Origin of the sequence: Sorangium sp. So ce426 (genome assembly GCF_051475585.1) — a bacterium.
GTDB classification, from domain to species: Bacteria; Myxococcota_A; Polyangia; order Polyangiales; family Polyangiaceae; genus Sorangium; species Sorangium cellulosum_B.
In genome coordinates, this window is the sequence record NZ_CP150341.1 from 11,565,929 (window position 1) to 11,584,255 (window position 18,327).

Sequence of the window (18,327 nt, forward strand, 5' to 3'; positions counted from 1 at the left end):
AGCGCTCCGCCCTGCGGGACGCGCTCGTGGACGGGGGGTGAATGCTCAAGCCGCCGCTGCATCTGCTGCACGAGAGGATCGCTCGCCTCCGGGCCATCTCGTTGCCCGCGAGCGGTGCCACGGTGCGGCTGGATCTCAATGAAGGTCCTGTGCCGCTCACCAGCGATGCGCGCCGCCACCTCGCAGAGCAGCTCGCAGGGCTCGCGCTCCGGCGCTACCCCGATCCGCAATCCAGCGCCGTCCGCGAGGCCCTCGCGGCGCGACTCGGCTGCACCGCAGATGAGCTGATCCTGACGGCAGGATCGGATCAGGCTGTCGAGCTCCTCGCAAAGGCGCTGACGCGACCACGCAGGCCGCCCAGCCCGCCCTGCGTGGTTTGCCCCGCGCCGACCTTCTTCATGTACCGCACGATCACGTCCGCCTTCGGCGTGGAGACGATCGACGTTCCCCTCGACGAAGCGTGGGACCTGGACACGCAGCCGATGCTCGAGGCGCTCGAACGGTACCGACCGAGCCTGGTCTTCTACTCGAGGCCGAACAATCCGACGGGCAACTGCTTCACGGAGGAGCGGCTGCGCGCCGTCATCGAGAGCGATCCGGGCGCGCTCCACGTGATCGACGAGGTCTATGGCCCGTTCGCCGGCCATAGCTTGACGGGTTGGTGCGAGCGTTATCCCAACGTCGCCGTCCTCGGCAGCCTGTCGAAGATCGGGCTCGCTGGTGTCCGCGTGGGCTGGATTCGACTGCACCCCGAGCTGCGGCGCGAGGTCGACAAGGCGCGGCTTCCGTTCAACGTGAGCGCGCTCTCGCAGGAGGCGGCCCGGCTGGCGCTCTCCGATCTCGCACCGACGCTGGCGGCGGGCGTGCATCAGCTGATCCGCGAGCGGCATCGCGTGGCTGAAGCGCTGCGGGCGCTGCCCGGCGTGACGCCTTACCCGACCGATGCGAGCTTCCTCTTGGTCCGTTTGCCCTGCGACGCCACCGCGTTCGTGGCGGAGCTCGCGAAGCAGAGCATCGCCGTCTGCAACCTCGACGACCACAGCGGACGGCTCCGCGGGCACGTCCGGATCACGATCGGCGAGCCGAGCGAGAACGATCGGCTGCTCGACGCCTTTCCTCGCGCGCTGGCGCCCGTCGCCGACCGGCGCTTCAATCCCCGAGAAGTGTGACCGTACCTCATTGAGCACGACTCGATGGCAGCACGAGGAGCCAGACCGTTGAACAACTCGTACATCGATGAGATCTATGATGTCGCGATCATCGGCGGGGGCCCTGCTGGCGCCACGCTCGCCGCGCGCCTGAAGCGCGAGACCTCGCTCTCGATAGCGATCTTCGAAGCCGACCGTTTCCCGCGTGAACACATCGGTGAGTCTCTCGTGCCTTCGGTCATCTCGGCCCTCCAGGAGAGCGGCGCCTTGCAGCGCGTCCTCGCGAGCGATTGCTGGGTCAGGAAGGCGGGCGGATATTACTCGTGGGATGCGGTTCGGCCCTGGGCGACCTTCTTCGAGCACAAGGCCTTCGAGCAAGACGGCCACCGCCGCTGGGCGTTCCACGTCAATCGCGCGGAGTTCGACGACGTCGTCCTGCAGCACGCGAAGGCGTGCGGCGTCGCTGTATTCGAAGAAGCCCCGGTCGAGGCGCTGAAGCGTCACGACGGTTATACCGAGATCGACCTCGGCGCGAAGGGCACGACGCGGTGCCGGCTGCTCGTCAACGCCTCGGGTCGGTACAGCATAAGCTCCATCACCGGACCACGCGAGTTCTTGTCCACGTACCGTAACATCGCGATCTGGAACTACATCCGGGGTGGGCGGCTCGCACAGACGCTGCCGGGCGAGTGGAACATCTTCCGGGAGCCCAATGTCTCGCCGATCGGCAGCTTCGCCTTCGAGGACGGCTGGTTCTGGTACATCCCGATCCCGATGACGGTGAACGGCAAGCGGGAGGTCGTCCATTCGCTCGGCCTGGTGACCGACCCGCGCGCGCTGAAGGACAAACGCGATTACAAGTCCTCTTCCGTCTTCATGGAGACCGCGCGGCGCGTGCCGTTCCTGGGCGAGCTCGTGCAGGAGGCCGAGCTCATCTCGGACGACTTCCGCACAGCGACGAACTATTCACGCATCAGCTCCTGGATGTGCAGCTGGTCTCACCGGGAGATCCGGATCGGCGACGCGGCGTTCTTCGTCGATCCGCTCTTCTCGTCGGGTGTCCACTTCGCCATGCACCACGCGGCCGCCGCGGCGGTGCTCGTGAAGGCCGCCTTCGACGCCTCCTTCGACGACGCGACGCGGGCGGATCTCTGGCGCGATTACGATCAGATGCTCCGGAAGCAGGGGCAGGGCTTCGCGCTGGCGATCGACCAGTGGTATAACGAGATCGCGCACGCACACCCGAACAGCGTTTACTGGCGCGAGCGCGGGGCGCGGCCGACGTTCGAGTTCCGCAGCGCCACCTTCCACCACCTCGTCAATGGCACGCTCGACGACGACCTGCTGCAGGTCATCAGCAAAGGCACCAACGACGTCGAGGCGCTGCGCGAGAGCGGCGCGTGGCGGCAGACCATGGCGGTGGTGGAGCGCATGAGGCCGACCGACGAGACCGTCGTCCGCCTCGACCACCGCGTCGTCGCGCGCCGGAGCATCACGCTCGAGCATCCATTCGTAGAGGTCGCCGGTGATCGCCAGGATCCGCGACCGAGGGCGTTCGCGCACGGCCCCTACTGGGATGCGCCCGACGAGCACGCGCACGAGGTCGCCCCCCGGTTCGGCGCGCCCAGCCCTTGCGTGCGGTTTTCCCTCGAAGGGGACGACGACGACGTCCGGATCCTGGGCGCTCGATCCGCGACGCAGCTCGTGGATCGCCTTCGCCAGCCGCGCCGCTACGGTGATCTCAAGGCAGAGCTCTCGCCGAGCGAGCTCCTGCTGGTCGATCAGCTGCTCGTCGCCGGGATGATGGAGATCGTGGCGACGCCGGCGCAACACGGCGTCGAGGCGGGCGCGAACGCGTGAAGCGCTGCGACGCCGCGGACGCGCCGCTAGGAGATCAACACTCGACGCTGGGGAACGTCATGTACGGCACCCCGACGTCGAGCCCAACGCAGAGGAGCAGATGACATGGGACCTTTGGTTGTTTTCATCGCAGGTGGTCTGACGGCGCTGGCATCGAGGCGTCACGTGAAGAAAGCGGCGAAGAAGGCGTTCCGCTCGATCGTCGAGAAGGTCGAGGACGCGAAGCGGGATCTCGACGAGGAACGGAGGACCGACGCTGCCAAGCCGGCGGTGAAGTCGACGAGCGACGATTGACGGCGACGAGGCCGGTCACCACGACCGCAGCGGCGCCGTAGCCGTGTCGGCGAGGCGCGCGCTCGGTCGTCGCTCGATCGGCTACGGCGAACGCGACGCTCCGGCAACGTCGACCCTCCGCGTCGGCCAGCGAATCGTCATGGAGGTCCGAGGTGTGGGCGAGGCTCGCGGGCCGCGGCGCACCTGGGGTCTCTCCCGCGTCGCCGACGCCGCGCGCGCGCGTCGCCCTCGCAGGCATTCGTTCTCGCGCAGATCCTCCAGACTCGAACGGAGCGTTTGATTGTCGAAGGTCCATGCGGTCAAGGCGTACTTCGTGAGGCCTGGAGAGAGCACCTGGGATGTTCCTGGGCTGTGGCGAAACTCCGACCTCGCGCGGCGCATCGAGTCCTCGCTGCGCCGATGTCCGCCGCTGACCCACGCGCACGCGAGCGCCTGGACAGGGCGCGTCCGCGTGAAATACCCGAGCAGGTTCTCCGCCGAGGAGGCGCGCGAGCAGATCGAGGCGGCGCTGCGCGCGAGCGCCGATGGGGCGCCGTCGCAGGATGCCGGGTCCAACGCGCGATCCTCGCCGGCCGGCTCGCTCAGGACTGTCCTGATCGGCGCAGGCATCGCGGCGACCGCCTATGCGACCAAGGCCGCGGCCCGGATCTTCCCGCGTACCGCCGTCCTCGCGGGCCTCGGGACGTTCGTCGGGACCGTCGCCGCGGCGGCGCGCAACAAGGGCGACGACACCGCCGAGACCACGCGCAAGGAGCGCGATCATGCGCTCCGCGAGCTCCTCGCGCTCTCGCGGCCGCACCACCGGACGCTCCAGGCGTCGATGGCGCTGACCGTCGCCGCGCGGGCGATGCAGGTCAGCTATGTCGCGCTCGTCGGCACGCTCACCGACTCGATGATCGCCCGCGACCGCGTGATGCTCTTCGGTCGTCCGGTTCGGTCCCGGCCGCCCAATCTGCTGAAGCTGGGGGCTGCCTCCGTGGCGCTGATCGCCGGCTGCTCGGTCGCAGAGTACTACTCGAAGCTCCTCTGGATGCGCGCGGCCCACCGCGTCATCCACGATCTGCGGTTGACCCTTTACGAGCACGTCCAGAGCCTCGAGATGGACCAGCTCGCCGACGCGAGCCGCGGCAACCACCTGACGCTCCTGAGCGAGGACATCAACCGCATCGAGCTGCTCTTCTCTTCGACGTGGGCCGTGTGGAACGAGATCGCCTACGCGAGCTGCAGCACGGTCGGCTTCTTCCTCATCAATCCTGGCTTCGTCGGCCTCGCCAGCGTCCCGATGCCGGGGCTGCTCTGGTTCGCCCAGACGCTGGAGAGGCGCATCCGGCCGAAGTTCGCCGAGCTGCGGCGGCAGGTCGGCGTCCTCAGCGGCGTGCTCGCAGGGAACGTCGACGGCATCTCGACGATCCGCGCCTTCGCGGCGGAGCGCTCGGCGCGCAAGTGGGTCGAGGAGGCGAGCGCGCGGCTCCGCGACGAGCAAGACGAAGCGGTCCGCCTCCTGACCTCGTACAACCCGGCCGTGCTCGCGGCCGCCAACGGGCTCCGGATGGTCACCGCGGTCGCGGCGGGTTTCCACGCCTCGAGAGGGCAGATCAGCCCAGGCACCTACGTCACGCTGGTCATTCTCAGCACCTCGCTCGCCCTCCCGATGCTCAGCGTCGCGCGCGACTTCCCGCATATTCTGTCGACGCTCGCGTCGGTCAACCGGGTCTTCGAGGCGTTCGATGCGCCACGCGAGGATCGCGACGCTGGGCGCCCGCTGGCCGCCGACGAGGTGCGCGGGGCGATCCGCTTCGAATCGGTGCGCTTCGCGTACCGGGCCGACGTGCCCATCCTCCAGGACGTCTCGGTGACCATTCCGGCCGGTCGGACGGCCGCCTTCGTCGGCACGACGGGCGCCGGAAAGAGCACGATCGCCAAGCTCTTGCTCCGCTTCTACGAGCCCGGCGCGGGCCGCATTCTCCTCGACGAGCAAGACGTCAGCGCGCTGAGGCGCGGTGATGTGCGTCGCTGCATCGCGTACGTCGGACAGGAGATCTTCCTCTTCAACGGGACCATCGGGGAGAACATCGTCTTCGGGAGGCGCGGCGCGGGGATGGACGCCGTCGTCCGCGCGGCGCGCGCCGCGGGGGCACACGAGTTCATCTCCGCGCTCCCCGAGGGATACGACACGCACGTCGGTGAGCAGGGTCAGAAGCTCTCCGGCGGACAGCGCCAGCGCATCGGTATCGCGCGAGCGCTCCTCGATCGCAAGCCCATCGTCATCCTCGATGAGGTCACCGCGGCGCTCGACGCGGTGACCGAGGCCGAGCTGCTCCGCTCGCTGACCGCGACGCTCGAAGGGAGCAGCGTCGTGATCATCGCGCACCGTCTGTCCGCCGTTCGCCACGCCGACGCCATCCATGTGATGGAGAGCGGTCGCATCGTCGAGTCGGGATCCCACGAGGAGCTGCTCGCCTCCCGCGGCCGCTACGCGACCTACTGGGCGCTCCAGATGCGGAAAGCCGATGCCGGCGGCGCGCCGCCCGAGGGCCTGGACACATGAAGATCACGCTCATCGGCCACGCCTCGATCTTCATCGAGACCGAAGATTGTCGCATCCTGATGGACCCAGTGCTCTGGGACCCTCATCAAGAAGGCTTGTTCGACGTCCACCCGCCCCGGGAGGTCGCGCACGAGCGGGTGCCGCCGTTCGACCTCCTCGTCATCTCGCATCGCCACCTCGATCACCTCGACGTGCGTAGCCTGTCGCATCTGCCGCGCGACGTGACCGTCGTCATCCCGCGCGATCCGCTCGTCCAGCAGGCGGTGAGCGCGCTCGGCTTCTCCGATGTGGTCGCGCTCGCGCCGCTCACCTCGTTCTCGGCAGGGTCGACGCGGCTCCTCACGACGGCCTCCCGAGCGCCCCTCGAGGAGTTCGGGCTCGTCGTGAACGATCCCACCGGCACCTGCTGGAACGTGGTCGATACGAACCTGGACGCGCCCACGATCGAGGCCGTGAGGTCCGCCGTGCCGTGGATCGACGTGCTCTTCGCGGCATGGCAGCCCATGCACGAGGTCAGCTTCCAGTGGAACACGCCCATCGACTTCCCGAGCCGGCCCTACGCCGAGCTGCTCGCCCACATCGCGCGGATCGCGCCGCGCGCGGTCGTCCCGGGGTCGAACGGCTTTCGCTATCGCGGCGCGTCCGCGTGGTTGAATCGCGTCGTCTTCCCCGTCTCGCGCGAGCGGTTCTGCGCCGATGTCGAGCGCAGCTTTCAATCGGGCACGGTGGCGGCGCACCCGATGGATCCCGGCGACGTCATCGAGATCTCTTCCGGGTCGACGCGCGTGCTCCGCGGCCACTCGCCCTTCGTGGCGTCGCTCGCGCCCGCCGGGGGCGAGCTCCGCTTCGTACCCGTCGACTTCGACGGCCGCCTCGTCGATCCGAACCCCGACGCGCTCCCCGCCGCCGAGCTCCGGCGCGCGGTGGAGCAGGAGCTCGGGGTCGATCTCCCGCGCTTTCTGGAGTCGGCCGATCCGACCTTGTGGCGCCCGCATCGCGAGCGGCGGGAGCTGCAGCAAATCGACGTGGTGTTCCCCGAGGAGCGCCTGAGCTGGCTCGTCGATTTCACCCCGGGGCGGCCGCGCGTCGCGCGAGGAACGAGCCCCCACGCGACGATGTGCTCGCTCATCACCGCATCGGCCCTGCGAGGGCTCATCTCCCGGACCCGCACATGGGATTACGCCATCATGGGTGGCTTCTATCGGCGCTTCTCCTTGATGCCCAGCGACGAACCGACGGCCGATCCGCTGCGCGTTCGATTCCCGTCCAGCGAGCTCCGGGAGGCCGTCCTGGCGCTGGAGTTGGCCCGCTGGTCGAGCGCTCGCCCGCTCTCCTCCGGACGGGGCGCGTGCCCTCTCCGATTCCATCCCTCCCCGCCGCCTCGCGCCGCTTCGAAAGGTGACTCATGAGACTCCTCGGCATCTACGTCGGGCTCCACGACAGCAACCTGTCCCTCTGGGCGGACGGGGAGCTGCGCTACGCGAAATCGGAGCGAATCACCGGCATCAAGCATCACCAGGCGGCGCTCTCGTTCGTGCGCGAGACGTGCGCGCGCTGGGGCATCCCGGCGGTGGACGCCATCGCCTTCTCCGACGGGAACCGCAACCAGCTCGGCTCGTGCGAGCTCGGGCAGTTCTGGAAGGAGGTCCTCCCGGTGCCTGCGTTCGGCGACGCGCGGACCTTCTGCGTCGATCATCACTACGCCCACGTGCTGAGCAGCTGGCCCGTGGTCGACACCGCGCAGGTCGAGCTCGGGTTCGCCATCGACGGGCGCGGCGACCACGAGGCGCGCAAGACCGTGATCGCCCGTCCGGGGTCGCTCAGGCCCGAGCTCGTGCACCAGAACCCGACGCGATCCTTCGGTCGATTGCTCGAGAGGATCGGAGAGCTGATGGAGCTCCGCGCGACTCCGGGCAATGAGAACGACCTCGCCGGAAAGGTGATGGGCGCACAGGCGTACGGCGAGATCGACCACGACTTCGTCGCCTCCGTCGACCTCGACGGGCTAGGCGAGCGCTGGTATGACGCCGTCGACGTCATCCCCTGGCGCGGCCGGCCCCCCGCGGAGACGCCTGGTTTCTTCTCGTTCGACAACCCGAGCTTCCGAGGCTGGCTCACGACCGTTCATCACCTCATGGCGCTGCACACGGTCGACCACTTCTCGCGGTTCGCGCGGCGAGACATGGAGATCGCCTATGCGGGCGGCTGCGCGCAGAACGTGGTGATCAATGAGGAGCTGTTCCGTCGCTTCCCGCACATCAGCGTACCGCCGCACTCGTACGACGGAGGGCTGTCGCTGGGATGTCTGGAGCTCCTCCGCATCCAGCTCGGGTTGCCGCGCTTTTCGACCGACGGGTTCCCTTACTGGCAAGACGACGAGGCCGCGTCGGCGCCGACCGCCGCGACCATCGAGCGTGCCGCCGAGCTGCTGGCCCGCGGTCACATCATCGGATGGTTTCAGGGGCGCGGCGAGGTCGGGCCGCGCGCGCTCGGCGCGCGCTCGATCTTGATGGACCCCCGGCTTCACGACGGGAAGGATCACCTCAACGCGCGCGTGAAGCACCGGGAGCCGTGGCGGCCGTACGGCGCCAGCGTTCTGCTCGAGCACACGTCCGACTGGTTCGAGCTGGAGGGCGAGAGCCGCTACATGCTGCGCTCGGTGGCGGTGCGCGCCGATCGTAGAGCCGAGATCCCGTCCGTCGTCCACAAGGACGGGACGAGCCGGATCCAGACGGTCGGCGCTGATGCGCCGGCGCACTACCGCGCGCTGCTGGAGGCGTTCCACCGCCGAACCGGCCTGCCGATGCTCCTCAACACATCGCTCAACGGCGGCGGCAGCCCGATCTTCTCATCGGAGGCGCAGTGCCGCGATCTCTTCGCCGCGGTCGACATCGACGCGATATTCATGGGAAACGACGCGCTGTCCAAGGTCGATTGACGGAGCGGGGGCTCAGGCGCTCAGGAGGACACAAGCCATGCTCACGTGCGGTGCTCATGGTAGTAATCGGGCACGCGGGGGAGATCGGCTTTGCGCATCGCCGCGTCGGTGACGACCTCCGCCCAGTGGACGAGCAGATGGCGAGATCCCGCGAGGCTGCCCGCGCCGAGCAGCCCGCTCCTCCCGCTGACGCGCGCGAAACGGAGGCGACGCTGGGCGGCTGGGCTGAGCTGGCTCCATAGCTGCTCAGGGATGGGGCGCCGGTAGTCACGATCGCTCATGCTGCACTCTTCGACCGTGCGCCCCAGCACCGATCCCAGCTCGAACAGGCGGCGGTGCTCGACCGCCGCGCCGTGCCCTCGGCCGAGGCGCCTCACCTTCAACGCTGCCACGGCGCCCAGATCTGCGAGCAACCGGAACGGCACGGCCGTGGGCGCGACACAATACAGCGAGAGCGTGTGACGCGGGGTGCGGGTCAGGTTCGGCGTGCCGCGGTGCACCAGCCGGTGATCACGGATCAGCACCGAGCCACGCTGCATCAGCAGCCTGCGAGGGACGTTCTCGCGCACCACGCTCTGCAACGCCTGCGCCCCGAGGGCGAGCGGGTCGGTGGAGAACGGAGCCAGGCCGCCGTCGCGCGCGAGGCGGTGCGTGCCGGGCCAGACCTCCATCGGGCCGTTGTCCGCCGTGACGTCGACGAGCGGAATGTTGATCGCGACGCTGAATCGCGTGAAATCCTGGTGAGCCGTCTGATATCCCGAGTCGGGATAAGGTGTGTCCGACGCCATCAAGTAATACACCCAGTCGGGCCCCATCAGCGCGTCGATGACGCCGGTGATCTGTGCATTGTCGATCAGCTCCGGGTTCAGGAAGGGGCGCCGGGACGGAAGGTGCATATTCCAGCGGTTGATGTCGTGATTCCCGCCTTCCGGTCGGAAATGGTTCAGCACGCCGTCGTTCCGCTCGACGTGCTCCCCGCGCCCCGCAGGGACGAGCCCGTAGCGCGCGACCTTGGCCTCCAGCAGCGCGGCGAAATCATGCCGCAGCTCGTCGACGAAGGCGGTCGAGAAGACGTCGTCGAGGATCACGTAGCCCTCGGACCGGAACGCGCGCGCGGCGTCGTCGGCGCGCGACGCGCGCGCGTCCACCACGCGCTCGCCGGCGCTCGTCCATGCGCGCTTCTCCCTCGACGACGCGATGATCGCCGGCGCGAGGGGCTCTCGGAGCCAGCCGCCGAGCATCTCGACCCCGGCCCGCCAGTAGTCGGGACCGACGCGGAGCGCCCCCAGGCACGGAATATCGGCGACGTGCTCGCCCATCACCCACAGGTGCCGCGCGAGGACGAGATCGTCCAGCGCTTCGAGCTCCCAGGCTTCGAGCTCTCGCGCGCGACGGTAGCCGGCGATCAGGTCGCTGCCTCGCGCCATCGCCTCCGCCGGCGGGACGCCCTTCCGCCGCAGGATCCAGAGATACACGGCGAGGTCGTAGGCGAACCACCCGGGGCCGCAGAGGTCCATGTCGAAGAACACGGCCCGGCCGTCGTCGAGGACGTGGTGATTCTCACCATTGCAGTCCCCGTGGATGACGCCGTAGGCATGATCTTGCGGCAACGATTCCAGCCGACGCTGGACGCGCTTCGCCAGCTGCTCGATCCACGCGAGCTCATGCGAGAGCCCGAGCGAGCGCAGGTGCGCGTCGATCCGCTCCATCGGCCTCGTGACGAGGAGCTCGACCCCCAGCGCGGGGCGTGCGTGGTCGGTCTCGAACCCCCGCGTGGCCAGGTGCATCTCGCCGATGCACTGCCCATACCGCGCGAGGCGATCGCCCCGCGACCAGTCGGCCTCGGCGCCGTCCGCCCACGTGAAGAGCGCGAGATCGCGCGGTCCCTCGGGCGCGTCGACGGTCCCCAGCAAGCTGCCGTCCCGGCACGTCAGCGGCGCGGACACGAGCACGCCCCGCTCCGCGAGGTGCCGGACCCAGCTCAGCTCGAACAGGTGCGCGCTGCGCGCCCGCTCGGGGCGAGTGACGTACAGGCGACACACATAGCGCGAGCTCGGCGTCTCCACGAGATAGGTATCGTTATCGCCGACGGCCATGAGCCGCGCGCGAAGAGCGCCTTCGAGCGGGTATTCCTCCTGAACGCGGCGCGCCACCTCGTCGGCTGAAAGCAGCGACCTCACGACGGTCGTCATACGATACCTCCCGAAATCGACAGATTACACCCCACCCGCTCCAGCAGCGCAGCGACCTTCGGGCGCGACAGCACCCACGCGTCGTAGGCCGCATGGAGCGTCACGTCGCGGGATCGGGCATCGACCGACGCCGTCAGCGTCAGCGCGAAATGCCACACGTTGCGCGCGCGGCGCGACCGGACGCGGAGCGTGCCGGGCGGCTGTCGCTCGTGGTGAAAGTGCGTGAAGTTGAAGCAGACAGGGAAACCACGGGCCCCGCCGTCGGCGAACAGATCCGGATAGAGCCAGGCCCCGCGGCGCTCGCCCTCGCGGAGCTCTTGGTCGACGGCGGCCGCGGTGGCGGCGCGATCGCCGATCGGCGCCACGACGGGCACGAGCGTCCAGAAGAGCCCAGCGGCCTCGAGCGCGGCGTCGAGGCGCTCCGAGCGGCCGTTGGTGACGACCCACGCGCTGCCGACGTCGGTCTTCGCGTCCTCGGCGAGCGCCCGCAAAACAGCGCTCAAGCAGATCGCCTTGACCGAGGCGCTCGCATCGACGACGAACGAGCCCGCAGGCAGCACGCGCGAGAGCTCCGAGAAGCGCGGTCCAGGCTCGGCGGCAGGCGCGGGCGCAGGGTACGGCCGCGGCGGCAGCCGCCTGGCGACCTCCGACCAGTAAGCACGCGCGGCGCCGTCGCGCAGGCGCTCGGCCTCCAGCGCGACGAGCTGCCGCGCCGCCGAGAGCGGCGCGGGATCAGGGAGCTGCTTGCCCGCGCGTAGATCCGCGTAGTCCGACCACACCGCGTTCTCGAACGCCACGGCCCCCCAGCCGTCATCGACGGCGTGGTGGGTGACCATGACGAGCGCGCACGCGTCGCCGCGCCTGCGGAGGAGCATCACGCGGCACGCGGGCTCGCCGGCATCGAAATCGAAGGCCCGCGCCATCGTACGCCGCGTGATCTCCTCGACCGCGTGATCTTGCGCATCGCCCGCGAGCTGCGACAGATCGTGCTGCTCGATGACGACCGCGTCGACCGGTCGCACGCGCTGATGCCAGCGCCCGTCGGGACCTCGCGCGAACGCCACACGGAGCGCGGTCTGCCGCGCGAGCTGCCGCCGGATCGCGGCGCGCAGCGCGCCCACGTCGAGCTCGGGGTCTTCGAGCTCCCAGACGGTGAAGCCGTGATAAACAGCGTCTTCCGAGGCGTGGGCGCGACCTGCGTCGAGCATCAGCGATTGCATCGCCACGGCGGGGTAGAAGTCGAGATCCCCATCGCGCGCGAGGAGCCGGCGCGCCCCCTCGTCCACCTCCACGGCCAGCGGGTCGAGGCGCTGCTCGTCGCTCCGGCCTCCCTCGAGGTGGGCCGCGCAGCTGGCGATCGTCGGATGGCGGAAGATCTGCGCGGCGCTCACCCGCACGCCGCGCTCGCGAAGCTGGAGCACGAGCTGGATCACCTGGATCGAGTTGCCTCCCACGCTGAAGAAGGAGTCGAAGATGCCTATCTCCGTCGTCGCGTCGAGCACGACCGTCCACGCGTCCAGCAAGACCTGCTCGAGGAGCGTGCGCGGGGCGGCCGCCGCCTCGCGGCGACGCTCGACCCGGACCATCGCCGCGAGCACATTGCGATCCACCTTGCCGCTCGCGTTCGCCGGGAGCGCATCGAGCACCACCCAGCGACCCGGGACCATGAAATGGGGCAGGCGAGCCCGCGCCGATGCCTCGATGTCCGGGAGTTCGGCGGCGGTCGGTCCGACCACGAAGGCCGAGAGCTCGGCATCGGCGCCGCTCCCGATCACGAGCACCACCGCCGCGCTCACGCCCCGGTGCAGCGCGATCACCCGCTCGATCTCTTCGAGCTCGACCCGGTAACCTCGAATCTTCGTCTGCCGATCGGCGCGGCCGAGGAGGACGATGTTGCCATCGGCGCGCCATGCCCCACGATCGCCCGTTCGGTACATCCGGTCGCCGGCGCGGAGAGGGTTCGACGCGAAACGCTCGGCGGTGAGCTCCGGACGGCCGAGGTACCCCGCTGCCACCGACGGACCGGCGATATGGATCTCGCCCGGCGTGCCCACGCCGACGAGCTGCCGGTCTGCGTCCAGTATCAGGATCTCCACGTTCGCCATCGGTCGCCCGATGGGAACAGGGCCGTTTGTCACCGTCTCATCGAGACGCGACTCCGCGTCGGGCTCGTAATACGCGCTGTCGATGGTCGTCTCCGTCGTGCCGTAGCTGTTGATGAGCCGGGTGTCCGCGTGGATCCGGGCTCGAAGCGCGTGATGATCGCTGAATCGCCACGTATCGGATCCCACGACGAGCAGGCGGAGGAACGGCAATCGCTGGTCGACGCTCTCCAGGTGACGCCGGAGCGCGTTGGCGATCAGGGGCGTCATCTCGACGAAATCGACGGAGTATCTCTCGATCAGCCGGACGAGCGCGGCCGGGCTCACCCGCTCGTCGTCGGTGGCGACGATCAACGTACCGCCCGCGAGGAGCGAGCGCCCCAGGTCCCCCACGGAGACGTCGAAGCAGAAGCTCGCTAGCTGCAGGACCACCGGCCGATCGAGGCGATAATCGTGGCGCCACATCTCGATCGCGTTCCAGAGGTTTCCACGCGTGACGCCGACCGCCTTCGGCTGCCCTGTCGAGCCTGAGGTGGTTATCGCATAGGCGAGCGCATCGGCCCCCGGCTCGCGGAGGGCGGCGAGGGCGACCTCGCCCTCCGCCGCCGGCAGCGCGAAGGGGTCCAGGATCGTGATCGTGTCGATCCCGATCTCCGCGGCGAGCGCGGCGCGCGTGACGATCACCGCGGCCGCACACTCGTCGAGCGAGAGGCGCACGCGCTCGGGCGGCAGCCCGGGATCGATGGGGACGTAGGCGCGGCCGATGCTCAGGACGCCGAGCACGACGGCGAAGAAGGCCGCAGAGCGTTCAAGCATCACCGCGACGGGGCCGCCCGCGTCGATCGGCGCGCCCCGCCGCGCCTCGATGCACCGCGCGATACGACACGACCAGCCAGCCAGCTCCGCATACCCGAGGCGCTGGTCTCCGCAGACGATGGCCGTTCGAAGCGGATCCGTCGATAGGACCGCTCGAAAACGCGCGAGGAGATCGCCCGGCTCGTCGCTCGGCAGCACGGGTCCCCGGGAGAGCGCGCGAATCGTGGCGAGCTCCGCCGGCGGGAGGAGCGGCAAGCTGCTCAGCGGGATCGTCGGATCGCGGTGAACCTCGTCCATCAGCCGGAGAAGACGGGCGGTGAGGCGCTCGACACGATCGACATCGAACAGATCCGTCGCGAATTCGACCTCGATGAGCAAGCCGTCGTCGGACTGCACGAAGTCGAAGCTGAGATCGAATTTGCTCGTGCCAGTCGGGACGTCGATGCGTGCGCAGGAGATGCCGTCGAGCGCGAGCGTCCGGTCGTCCTCGCGCTGCAGGGCGACCATCACGTCGAAGAAGGGGGCACGCGACGGATCGCGCGGCGGTCGCAGCTCGTCGACGACGCGGTCGAAGGGGAAGATGGCGTGCGCTTGCGCCTCGATGCACGCCGCGAGGAGCTGCTCGACGAGCTCGACGAAGCCCTTCGCGCCGTCGACGTACGATCGCAGGACGACAGTGTTTACATAGAAGCCGATCTGCTCGCGGAGCGCCGCGTGGTCGCGCACCGCCAGCGGCGCTCCCACGGCGATGTCGCTCTGCCGCGTCTCACGGAACAAGAGCACCTTCACGAGCGCGGTGAGCACGGTGAAGAGCGTCGTGCCGCAGCGCTGGGCGAGCTGCATGAGGCGCCGCGCCTGTTCGGGCGAGGTGCGCCTCGTGGTGACGCGCCCGGCGTACGAGAGCTGGGGCGGGCGCGGGCGATCGGTGGCGAGCTCCAGCGCGCGCGGGCCGCCGCCAGCGCCGAGCTGGGATCGCCAGTACTCGGCCGCGGCGCGCCCCTCCGGGCCGTCGACGCGACGCCGGCACCATGCGGTGAAGTCTTTGAGCTGGAGCGACGCCGGCGTGAGCGAGGGCGTCGTTCCATTCCGGAGCGCGTGATAATCGTCCTGCAGCTCGCGCGCGATGACGCCCATCGACCACCCATCACACACGATATGGTGGATGTTGAGCACGAACAGGCGGCGCCTCGGCCCTGCGCGCAGCAGCGACGCGCGCACCAGAGGGCCGGCGGACAGATCGAACACATGCCTCGAGGCGCGCGCGGCGAACGCCTCTCCTTCGATCTCTCCCGCCCCGTCTTCGCAGCACCAGTCGACGCGCGGCTCGGGATCGACGATCTGCGAGAGCTCCGTGCCGCGCAGCGCGAACCGCGTGCGCAGCGCATCGTGGCGCGCGACGACGCTCTCCAGCGCGCGCCGCAGCGCGAGCTCGTCGAGCTCGCCGTCGAGCCACCAGGCGTGACAGATGTTGTACGCCGAGAGCCCGCCCGCGGCCCTGTCGAGCAGCCACAAGCGTCGCTCCGCGTTCGACGCGGGGTACCACGGCGCCGGCGGGACCTGCGGGACCTCGACGTCCGTCGAGGCGCTCTGCGAGAGCGCCCCCGCGACGTCGCGCAGCGTGGCGCCGCCGAGGAGCGCCCTCACCGGGATTTCTCGGCCGAGGCGCGCGCGCAGCTCCACGATGAGACGACCGGCCGTGAGGCTGTCGCCGCCGGCGCTGATGAAATCGCCCTCGAGGTCGGCGGGGGCGCCCAGGACCTCTTCGACCAGCGCGAGCAGCGCCGCCTCGACGGGCGTCGCAGGCCGCTCCACGCGCGCCGCGCGCTGCGCGTCCAGCGCCTGGATGCGCTCCAGATCGATCTTGCCGTTGGGCGTCCGCGGCAGCTCGTCGACGACGATGATGCGGCTCGGGATCATGTGCGCGGGCAGCTCGCGCGCGAGCGCGCGCCGGAGCGCCGAAGGATCGAGGCTGGCGCCGCCGAGCACGCACGCGATGAGCCGGCGCGAGCGCGCGTCGTCGCCAACCGGCACCACCACCGCGCGCGACACACCGTCGAACGATTGGAGCACGTGCTCGATCTCTTCGGGCTCCACACGGAAGCCCCGCACCTTCACCTGTCGATCGACGCGCCCCTTGAAGACGAACACGCCATCAGGGCGGCGATATCCCAGGTCGCCCGTGCGATAGGCGCGCTGGCCAGCGAGCGTCGGATGAGGCACGAACCGCGCCTCCGTCAGATCGGGGCGGTTCAGGTAACCCCTCCCGACGCCGGCGCCGGCGATCCAGATCTCGCCGACGCGCCCGGGCGGACAGACGCTGCCATCCGGATCGACGATGAGCATCGAGGCGTTCTGGACGGGTCGTCCCAGCGGGACGCCTTCGGGGAGCTGCTCACCGTCGCGGACCTCGTAGTATGACGTGCAGATCGTCGCCTCGGTCGGCCCATACGTGCTGAAGTATCGACAGACGCGCGCGTAGTGGAGCGCGTCCTCGACGATCGCCGCGTCTCCTCCGGTGTTGACGAGACGCAACGTAGGCATGGGCCTCCTGCCGAGCGTGTTCAGGTATGCAGGTGGCATCGATAGCAGCGTCGCCCCTTGGGCGTTGATCCAGCGCGTCATCGCCTCTGGATCGGCGATGAGCTCGTCCGGAGGTACGAGCACGCAGGCGCCGGTGGCCCACGCCGTGAAGAGCTGAAACATGGACGCGTCGAAAGAGAGCGAGGTGACCAGGAGGAGCCTGTCGTCCTGTGTGACGTCGAAGGCCTTCACGTGATCGAGGACCAGATTCAGCAGCCCTCCGTGCTCCACCATCACCCCCTTGGGGCGCCCCGTCGAGCCGGAGGTGTAGATGATGTACGCGAGCAAGCGCGGCGCAGCGGGCGCGTTCGATCGATGCAGCGGGCGACGCAGCAGCGGGCCCGATGGCGTGTCACCACCGGCGATCTCGACGATCTCGACGCCCCGGGGGGCGCGCGATCGGCTGCTCGCCGCGGCGCAGACGATCGAGGCTCCGCTGTCGGAGAGCATGTACTGAACGCGATCCGCTGGATAAGCAGGGTCGATGGGAACATAGGCGTATCCGGACGCGAGGACCGCCAGCGTCCCGATCAGCCCCTCCGGCGATCGTTCGGCGAGCACGGCCACGGGCGCTTCGTCCGGCAACCCGAACGACTCCAGCCGTCGCCGCGTGGCTTCGGCGCGCTCCTCGAGCTCGCGATACGTGATGTGCCGATCGCCGGTCGAGATGGCGATACGATCGCCGCTGCGACGCGCCTGGATGGAGAAGAGATCGACGACGTCCTCTTGCGGCCGCGCATCGAGCTCGATCCGCGGGCTCGGTCCGACCTCGCGCGGATCCTTCATCCTCGTCCTTCCGCCGTCGACGAGGGCCGCGGCGCCGCGCTCATTGACCGTCGCCCCGCGAGGCGCGCTCCGCCATCACGGCGGCGCGATCCCACGCCACGCCGTCGATGCCGAGCGAGTCCGCGAAGCGCTGCGCGTCGGCGAGCGCGCGCGGCCCTGCCTTCATCGACTTCTCGGCGACGCAATCGTTCATCATCGCCTCTCCGCGAGCAAAGCCGATCTGGCGCAGGACCGATCGCCAGATATCCAGCTCACCCTCCGCGAACCAGAGCCACGGCATCGGCAGGACCTCGCGCACGTAGTCCCTCTTCCTCGAGTCCAGCGCCGTGAACACCTCGCGGGCGAGCTCCGCGAAGAGGGCCACGTGCCCTGACTCGTCCTGGCGATGCAGGGCCGTCACGACGCGGTTGAATGCCTGGATGTCCGTGGCGTTGGAGAGCAACGAGAGATACCTGCTGATCGACATCTCCACCGCGACTCCGCTCATGAGCTGGACGAGATCGCGTTTCCAGGGCTCGTCGCACGCCGCCTGATACTCGTGCATTCGGCGGACGACGCTCACCAGCGGGATCTCGAGGTCGCCGAGGCCACGTTGCTCTCTCGTCACGCGGCAGGCCCGCACGACGAGCAGCGTGTGGTACGCCTCGTCGACGAGGGCCTGGGCCATGGACTCGCGAGCTGCGCCCGTGCGAGCGCCGGGCAGGCGACCCGCGATGGCGTCGTTGCAGGCGACGCTCACGATGTCGGTCTCGACGCGGACGATGCGCTCGTTGTAAATGAGCCAGCCGCACGTGAGGATGCGACGCTTGGTCTCGTCGTCGAGGTCTTGATAGGCGGGATGCTCGCGGAAAGGGAGCAGGTGCTCGACGAAGTCGGGCTTTTCAGGCTCCAGGAGCGATTGCAGCGGCGGCTCTGCGCCTTTGACCGCTGCGTCCTTCGCCCACCGCTCGCCATGCTGGGTCAGGAACCTCGCGATGACCGAATGAGCGCTCGCAGCCAATATTTCGCGGTCCATACACCCTCCCCGGTCCTGGCTCCGTCGCGCTTCCGCGCCCCCGCATCC

At 69.4% G+C, this 18,327-nt stretch carries 9 protein-coding genes; 6 read left to right on the forward strand and 3 right to left on the reverse strand.

The genetic code is table 11. From position 1 onward, the window contains the following. The first annotated feature begins 41 nt into the window (after positions 1–41). From WMF44_RS43475 to WMF44_RS43500, 6 genes are all read left to right on the forward strand, one after another. A complete protein-coding gene (locus WMF44_RS43475) occupies positions 42–1,169 on the forward strand; it encodes a pyridoxal phosphate-dependent aminotransferase (RefSeq protein WP_437295923.1) in 1,128 nt (375 codons plus the stop codon). A 48-nt stretch (positions 1,170–1,217) separates the two neighbouring features. Then, positions 1,218–3,008 carry an NAD(P)/FAD-dependent oxidoreductase gene (locus WMF44_RS43480; RefSeq protein ID WP_437295924.1) on the forward strand — a complete coding sequence of 597 codons (1,791 nt, stop codon included), beginning with the start codon at positions 1,218–1,220 and terminating at the stop codon, positions 3,006–3,008. A gap of 165 nt (positions 3,009–3,173) precedes the next feature. After that, positions 3,174–3,302 carry a hypothetical protein gene (locus tag WMF44_RS43485; RefSeq protein ID WP_437295925.1) on the forward strand — a complete coding sequence of 43 codons (129 nt, stop codon included), beginning with the start codon at positions 3,174–3,176 and terminating at the stop codon, positions 3,300–3,302. Between the two features lie 280 nt (positions 3,303–3,582). Beyond that, a complete protein-coding gene (locus WMF44_RS43490) occupies positions 3,583–5,850 on the forward strand; it encodes an ABC transporter ATP-binding protein (RefSeq protein ID WP_437295926.1) in 2,268 nt (755 codons plus the stop codon). After that, positions 5,847–7,259, forward strand: coding sequence for an MBL fold metallo-hydrolase (locus tag WMF44_RS43495; protein WP_437295927.1), 1,413 nt, complete (start codon positions 5,847–5,849; stop codon positions 7,257–7,259). Before WMF44_RS43490 ends, WMF44_RS43495 begins: the two co-directional genes overlap by 4 nt. Then, positions 7,256–8,788 (forward strand): carbamoyltransferase C-terminal domain-containing protein, encoded by a 1,533-nt coding sequence (locus tag WMF44_RS43500; RefSeq protein WP_437295928.1) that lies wholly within the window; start codon positions 7,256–7,258, stop codon positions 8,786–8,788. The genes WMF44_RS43495 and WMF44_RS43500 overlap by 4 nt, the downstream gene beginning before the upstream one ends. A gap of 41 nt (positions 8,789–8,829) precedes the next feature. On the opposite strand, the gene WMF44_RS43505 is transcribed toward WMF44_RS43500, so the two are convergent. The 3 genes from WMF44_RS43505 to WMF44_RS43515 are packed head-to-tail and all read right to left on the reverse strand — an operon-like array spanning position 8,830 to position 18,279. Continuing rightward, complete coding sequence (locus tag WMF44_RS43505) at positions 8,830–10,980, reverse strand: phosphotransferase (RefSeq protein ID WP_437295929.1); 2,151 nt, start codon at positions 10,978–10,980, stop codon at positions 8,830–8,832. After that, positions 10,977–17,264 (reverse strand): amino acid adenylation domain-containing protein, encoded by a 6,288-nt coding sequence (locus tag WMF44_RS43510; RefSeq protein ID WP_437295930.1) that lies wholly within the window; start codon positions 17,262–17,264, stop codon positions 10,977–10,979. The genes WMF44_RS43505 and WMF44_RS43510 overlap by 4 nt, the downstream gene beginning before the upstream one ends. A 40-nt stretch (positions 17,265–17,304) precedes the next feature. Next, on the reverse strand, positions 17,305–18,279 hold the full coding sequence (locus WMF44_RS43515; protein ID WP_437295931.1) for a diiron oxygenase: 975 nt from the start codon (positions 18,277–18,279) through the stop codon (positions 17,305–17,307). Between the last annotated feature and the right edge of the window lie 48 nt (positions 18,280–18,327).